We start from the raw sequence: 6,489 nt of genomic DNA on the forward strand, positions 1-6,489 counted from the left end.
CCGGGCGCGCGCGGGGTTTGTGGGCACTGGTCGGGCATCCGCCCGGTCTGACCCCCGGCGCTCCGACGACCGAGGTCGGAACCAAGGTCAGAAGGTGATACCGGCCCCCGCCCACCGGCGGGCCCCTCGTGGCACGATGGCTCACGGCCCGCCGCCCCGCACGGGGATCGGCCACTGAGACCGCGCCGGCTCTCCGAGCCGGCCCCGCGACCATTCCTCGAGGTGGACGACCGTGAACGACACTCCGGGCTGGACCTCGCCCGGATCTGCTCCCTCCGACGGCCAGGACGGTTCCGGGGTTCCCCGGCCCACCACGCCCGGTGACGCGAACGGCTCCGCCCCCCAGTGGTCCAAGGACCAGCCGCCCGCCGGACAGTGGTCCCCGCCGACCGCCCCCGTCCCGGGCCAGGCCCAGGCACCCGGCCCCGGCACCACCCCCGGGCCGGGCCAGAACTGGGGCGGCAGGCCGCCCTACGGGAACTGGGGCAAGCCGCCGGCCGCCAAGCCCGGTGTGATCCCGCTGCGCCCCCTGGGGATGGGCGAGATCCTCGACGGCGCCGTGTCGACGATGCGCACCTACTGGCGCACGGTCCTGGCGATCACGGTCACCGTCGCGGTGATCTCCCAGATCGCCGACATCCTCGTCCAGCGCTACCTCGTCCCCACGCCGCCCGAGATCAACCCGGACGCCAGCCCGAGCGAGGCCGTGGCCCAGCTCGGCGACACCCTGCAGACGAGTCTCATCGCCTCCGTCCCGGCGATCCTCATCCTCCTGATGGCCACCCTCGTGAGCGCCGCCCTGCTCACGGTGGTCATCAGCCGCGCCGTCCTCGGGCAACCGGTGTCGATCGGTGCCGCATGGCGCGAGGCCCGCCCCCGCCTGCTCCAGCTGCTCGGGCTGACCCTGCTGCTGCCCCTGATGGGCGCAGCCATCATGCTCGTCGCCCTTCTGCCCGGCACCCTCGTCGGAGACGCCGCCGGCGGACTGCTGGTCGCCCTCGGCGCTCTCGGCGGCATGGTGGCCGTCGTCTGGCTGATGGTCCGCTTCAGCCTGGCCTCCCCGGCCCTCATGCTCGAACGACAGGGCATCGTCTCCTCCCTGAAGCGCTCGGCGAAGCTCGTCCAGGGCTCCTGGTGGCGGATCTTCGGCATCACCCTGCTCACGCAGCTGCTGCTCTTCATCATGGCGATGATCATCGCGATCCCGTTCGCGATCATCGGGATCGCCGCCGACGGCGCGGGCTTCAGCGGCATTCTCTCCGGCTCCACCCCGGAGTTCGGCTGGACGTTCCTGATCATCACCGGCATCGGCGGTGTCGTCACCAACGCCATCGCGTACCCGATCTCGGCCGGTGTGACCGTCCTCCTCTACATCGACCAGCGCATCCGTCGCGAGGCCCTCGACCTCGAACTCGCCCGTGCCGCCGGCGTCCCCGGCTACGGCCCCGCCCCCGGCTCCCCGGCCACCGGAGGCTGACGGGGTGATCCACACGGGGGGCATGACCACGGCGCGGCTGCCGCAACGCGGCACCGACGACGTACCGGTGGACGTACCCCGCGTCCCCGCACGGGAGGCGGCGGAGCGGGAACTGTCCAAACCGATGTACCACGAGAACGACCCGAGCCTCCTCGAACGCGGCCTCGACCGCTTCTTGAGGTGGGTCGGCGGACTCTTCGACGCCGCCTCGGGGGCAACCCCCGGCGGCCTGCTCGGACTTCTCGCGATCGTCGTGGTCGTGCTCGCCCTGCTCGGCGCGCTCTGGTGGCGGCTCGGCACTCCGCAGCGCACCCCCGCCACCGGAGACTCCCTCTTCGACGACGGCCCCCGCACCGCCGAAGAGCACCGGGCCGCCGCCGCCCGGCACGCCACCGCCGGCCGCTGGAACCAGGCCCTCCAGGAACGGATGCGGGCGATCGTCCGCTCCCTGGAGGAGCGCGCCCTCCTCGACCCCCGCCCCGGTCGCACGGCGGACGAGGCCGCCGCCGAGGCGGCACGCAGCCTGCCCTCGCACACCGACGAACTCCGCGCCGCGGCCCGCTCCTTCGACGACGTCACATACGGTGGCCGCACCGCCGACGAGCCCGCGTACCGACGCATCGAGGAACTCGACACCGCCCTGGAGCGGACCAGGCCGACCCTCGACACCGCCGCCGCGGGAGCCCCCGCATGAGCCGGCCGCGCACGAGCGCCACCTCGACCTCGCTCGGCCCCCGCCAGATCTGGAGCCGAGCCCGCGGCGTCCTCCTCGTCCTCGGCCTGATCGTCATCGGCGGCGTCATCCTGGCGACCGTGCGCTCCGCCGACCACCACGGCCACCTCGATCCCCGCTCCGCCGACCCCAACGGCAGCCGCGCCGTCGCCGAAATCCTGAAGGCCCAGGGCGTCACCGTCCAGGTGGTCACGACCCTCGACGAGGTCACCGCCGCCACCGGGGCCGACAGCACCCTCCTGGTCACCACACCGGATCTGCTGACCAGCCATCAACAGTCCACCCTTCGCCAGGCAGTGAACGACTCCGGCGGCCGCACCGTCCTCATCGGCGCGGGCCACGCCTCGCTCGACACCCTGGCCCCCGGCGTCACCGCCGACACCAGCACTTCGGTGACGGGCCGCGAACCCAGCTGCTCCCTCCCCGCCGCCGTCGGTGCCGGCCGCGTCGACATCGGCGGCGAGCGATACACCGCCGACGTCCCCGGCTCGACCGCCTGCTACCCCGGCGACGGCCTGCCCACCCTGGTCGTCCTCCCTGCCGCGGGAGGCGGCGACACCGTCCTCCTCGGCTCCCCCGACATCCTCTTCAACGAGCGTCTCGACCAGCAGGGCAACGCGTCGCTCGCCCTGCACCTCCTCGGCTCCCGCCCTCATCTCGTCTGGTACCTCCCTTCCCTCTCCGACACCTCCGTCACCGAAGGCACCCCCGAGGACCGGACCCCCGAGAGCACCACCGACGGCTTCCTCGCACTCGTCCCCTCGGGCTGGCTCTGGGGCACCCTCCAACTCGCCCTCGCCGCCGTCCTCGCCGCCGTCTGGCGAGGCCGACGCCTCGGCCCGCTGGTGACCGAACCCCTCCCGGTCGCCGTCCGCGCCTCCGAAGCCACCGAGGGCCGCGCCCGCCTCTACCGCAAGGGCAACGCACGCGACCGCGCCGCCACCGTCCTGCGCACCGCGACCCGCACCCGGATCGCCGCTCTCCTCGGCGTCGCCTCCCAGGACGCCCATGCCCCCGACGCCCTGCTCCCCTCGCTCTCCGCCCGGCTCTCCGGGACCGCCACGGACGCCAGGGACCTTCTCTTCGGCCCGGCTCCCGCCGACGACGCCGCTCTCATCCGCCTGGCGGACCAACTCGACGCCCTCGAAAGAGAGGTACGCACCTCATGAGCGCCCCGACCCCCGAGACCGCTACGAACTCGGACAGCGCCCGCGCCTCCCTGGAGGCCCTGCGCACCGAGATCGCGAAGGCGGTGGTCGGCCAGGACCCCGCCGTCACCGGACTCGTCGTCGCCCTGCTCTGCCGGGGTCACGTCCTCCTCGAAGGAGTCCCCGGCGTCGCCAAGACGCTGCTGGTCCGCGCGCTCGCGGCCACGCTCGAACTCGACACCAAGCGCGTCCAGTTCACCCCCGATCTGATGCCGAGCGACGTCACGGGCTCCCTCGTCTACGACGCCCGTACCGCGGAGTTCTCCTTCCAGCCCGGCCCGGTCTTCACCAACCTGCTGCTCGCCGACGAGATCAACCGCACGCCTCCCAAGACCCAGGCCTCCCTCCTTGAGGCCATGGAGGAACGTCAGGTCACCGTCGACGGAACCCCCCGTCCCCTCCCCGACCCGTTCCTCGTCGCAGCCACCCAGAACCCCGTCGAGTACGAGGGCACCTATCCGCTGCCCGAAGCCCAACTCGACCGCTTCCTGCTGAAGCTGACGGTCCCGCTGCCCTCCCGCGAGGACGAGATCAACGTCCTGACCCGGCACGCGAACGGCTTCGACCCCCGCGACCTCAAGGCCGCCGGAGTCCGCCCGGTCGCCGGCCCCGCCGAACTCGAGGCCGCCCGCGATGCCGTCGCCAAGACCTCGGTCTCCCCCGAGATCGCCGGCTATGTCGTCGATATCTGTCGTGCCACGCGTGAATCCCCCTCGCTCACCCTCGGCGTCTCCCCCCGAGGAGCCACCGCCCTGCTCTCCACCGCCCGTGCCTGGGCCTGGCTCACCGGCCGGGACTACGTCACCCCGGACGATGTGAAGGCCCTGGCGCTGCCCACTCTCCGCCACCGCGTCCAACTGCGGCCCGAGGCCGAGATGGAGGGCGTCACCGCCGACTCCGTCATCAACTCGATCCTCGCCCACGTCCCCGTACCCCGCTGAGAACGGCGCCCCATGGCCCTCACCGGACGAACCGCGCTGATCGCCGCCCTCGGATCGCTCCCCGTGGGCATCCTCGCCCCCAGCTGGGCGGGGATGCTCGCGGTGAACGCGCCCCTCTCGCTCGCAATTCTGTGCGACTACGCGATGGCCGCGCCAGTGCGAACGCTCCAGTTCACCCGAAGTGGTGACACAACAGTTCGACTGGGTGACGGGGCCGAAGTACAGCTCACCGTGACCAACCCGTCCCGCCGGCGCCTCCGCGCCCGACTCCGCGACGCCTGGCCGCCCAGCAGCTGGCTCCCCGGCACCGAACAGACCGCTTCACGACAGAAGTTGACCGTCCCCGCGGGCGAACGCCGACGCGTCACCACATCGCTGCGGCCCACCCGCCGAGGCGACCGCCAGGCCTCACGCGTCACCGTCCGCTCGTACGGGCCCCTCGGCCTGGCCGCCCGGCAGGGCAACCACACCGTTCCCTGGACCGTCCGCGTCCTGCCACCGTTCACCAGCCGCAAGCACCTGCCGTCCCGGCTGGCCCGCCTCCGCGAACTCGACGGCCGCACCAGCGTCCTCACGCGTGGCGAGGGCACGGAGTTCGACAGCCTCCGCGAGTACGTCCCGGGCGACGACACCCGCTCCATCGACTGGCGGGCCACCGCACGCCAGACCACCGTCGCCGTCCGCACCTGGCGCCCCGAACGGGACCGCCACATCCTGATCGTCCTCGACACCGGCCGCACGTCGGCCGGCCGCGTCGGCGACGTCCCGCGCCTCGACGCCGCGATGGACGCCGCCCTTCTCCTCACGGCCCTCGCCTCCCGCGCCGGCGACCGAGTCGACCTCCTGGCCTACGACCGCCGCCTCCGCGCCCAGGTGCAAGGCCGCCCCGCCGGCGACGTCCTGCCCGCCGTGGTCAACGCCCTGGCCCCGATCGAGCCCGAACTCGTGGAGACGGACGCCCGCGGCCTCGCGGCGACGGCCCTGGCCCGGGCCCCGCGCCGCTCGCTCCTCGTCCTGCTCACCAGCCTCGACGCCGCCCCGATCGAGGAGGGCCTTCTCCCGGTCCTTCCGCAGCTCACGCAGCGCCACACCGTGCTCGTCGCCTCCGTGGCCGACCCTCACACCGACCGCATGGCCGCCAACCGCGGCACGATCGACGCCGTCTACGAAGCCGCTGCCGCCACCCAGGCCCAGGCCCAGCGCCACCGCACGGCGGACCAGCTCCGCCGCCACGGCGTCACAGTCGTCGACGCCACCCCGGAGAACCTCGCCCCGGCCCTGGCGGACGCGTACCTCGCACTCAAGGCCGCCGGCCGCCTCTAGCCCCAGCGACCGATGACCGGCCCGGGGAGCACCCAGAACCGGCCACCGATCCGTTCACTGGATCAACGGAATACGACAGAAGCCTCCCCGGCCGCGGCGCTGAAGGAGCCGGGACAGAGGAACGAGCCCGAGACCTTGGTGGCCGTGAACGGCGTGTTCAGGTACTTCCTGGTGGCGCCGTCACGATTCCAGACGATGTTCGTCGCCTTGTAGCGGCAGGAGACGAACGACTGCTTGCCGGTGATGTCGATGGCGTCGGTCCTCGCGGTACCGGCGGCGTCGTCGAAGGTGAAGGCCGGGTTGTTGTTGAGCGTGGCAGTGATGCCCCCGCCGCAGGCCAGATTGCCGCCCGGCTTGTTGATCGTGGCCCGGTCGACGGTGAGCGCGCTCGGCGGATTGGCACTGCTGCTGGCGTTGGTCCAGCTACAGGTGTTCCCCGAGACGACCATCACTCCGTCGACCTTGAGGTCCTCGGTGGTGTCGGCGTACGCCGTCGTGGAAGCACCGATGCCGGCCGCGATCACCAGTGCGGCCAATCCACTCAGTGTGGGGGTGTACTTCATGTCGCTCCTCCTTGCCACTGCGTTGTGGGTGGGGGGAACCCAAACGGCCCGGCGGAGCCGGCCGCCCGGATTCGGAGTGCGCCACGAAGGGTGACACAACGATCGTGAGATGTCATGGCACGGTCAACTCTTGGCCAAAAGTAGCCGATCGCAAAAATGCCTCAACCCCCGGACAAGGTCCGGGGGTTGAGGCTAAAAATTGTTCGGCGGCGTCCTACTCTCCCACAGGGTCCCCCCTGCAGTA

The 6,489-nt window shown here is 72.3% G+C and carries 6 protein-coding genes; 5 read left to right on the forward strand and 1 reads right to left on the reverse strand.

Annotated features, from left to right (window positions below; genetic code table 11):
• Positions 1-232: 232 nt before the first annotated feature.
• The 5 genes from ACZ3OF_RS26950 to ACZ3OF_RS26970 are packed head-to-tail and all read left to right on the forward strand — an operon-like array spanning position 233 to position 5,682.
• Positions 233-1,477: a hypothetical protein gene (locus ACZ3OF_RS26950; RefSeq protein WP_467307253.1), complete on the forward strand. Its 1,245-nt coding sequence runs from the start codon at positions 233-235 to the stop codon at positions 1,475-1,477.
• Between the two features lie 22 nt (positions 1,478-1,499).
• Complete coding sequence (locus ACZ3OF_RS26955; protein WP_361673815.1) at positions 1,500-2,171, forward strand: DUF4129 domain-containing protein; 672 nt, start codon at positions 1,500-1,502, stop codon at positions 2,169-2,171.
• The gene (locus ACZ3OF_RS26960) at positions 2,168-3,379 is read left to right on the forward strand and encodes a DUF4350 domain-containing protein (RefSeq protein WP_361673817.1); all 1,212 of its coding nucleotides are present in this window, start codon (positions 2,168-2,170) and stop codon (positions 3,377-3,379) included. Before ACZ3OF_RS26955 ends, ACZ3OF_RS26960 begins: the two co-directional genes overlap by 4 nt.
• Positions 3,376-4,359: an AAA family ATPase gene (locus ACZ3OF_RS26965; RefSeq protein ID WP_361439357.1), complete on the forward strand. Its 984-nt coding sequence runs from the start codon at positions 3,376-3,378 to the stop codon at positions 4,357-4,359. The genes ACZ3OF_RS26960 and ACZ3OF_RS26965 overlap by 4 nt, the downstream gene beginning before the upstream one ends.
• A 12-nt stretch (positions 4,360-4,371) precedes the next feature.
• Positions 4,372-5,682 (forward strand): DUF58 domain-containing protein, encoded by a 1,311-nt coding sequence (locus ACZ3OF_RS26970; protein ID WP_467307256.1) that lies wholly within the window; start codon positions 4,372-4,374, stop codon positions 5,680-5,682.
• Between the two features lie 62 nt (positions 5,683-5,744).
• Here the strand turns inward: ACZ3OF_RS26970 and ACZ3OF_RS26975 are convergent, their stop codons facing one another.
• The gene (locus tag ACZ3OF_RS26975) at positions 5,745-6,245 is read right to left on the reverse strand and encodes a hypothetical protein (RefSeq protein ID WP_361673823.1); all 501 of its coding nucleotides are present in this window, start codon (positions 6,243-6,245) and stop codon (positions 5,745-5,747) included.
• Positions 6,246-6,489: the final 244 nt, after the last annotated feature.

The sequence above is a fragment of the Streptomyces sp. NPDC022552 genome (assembly GCF_055561875.1).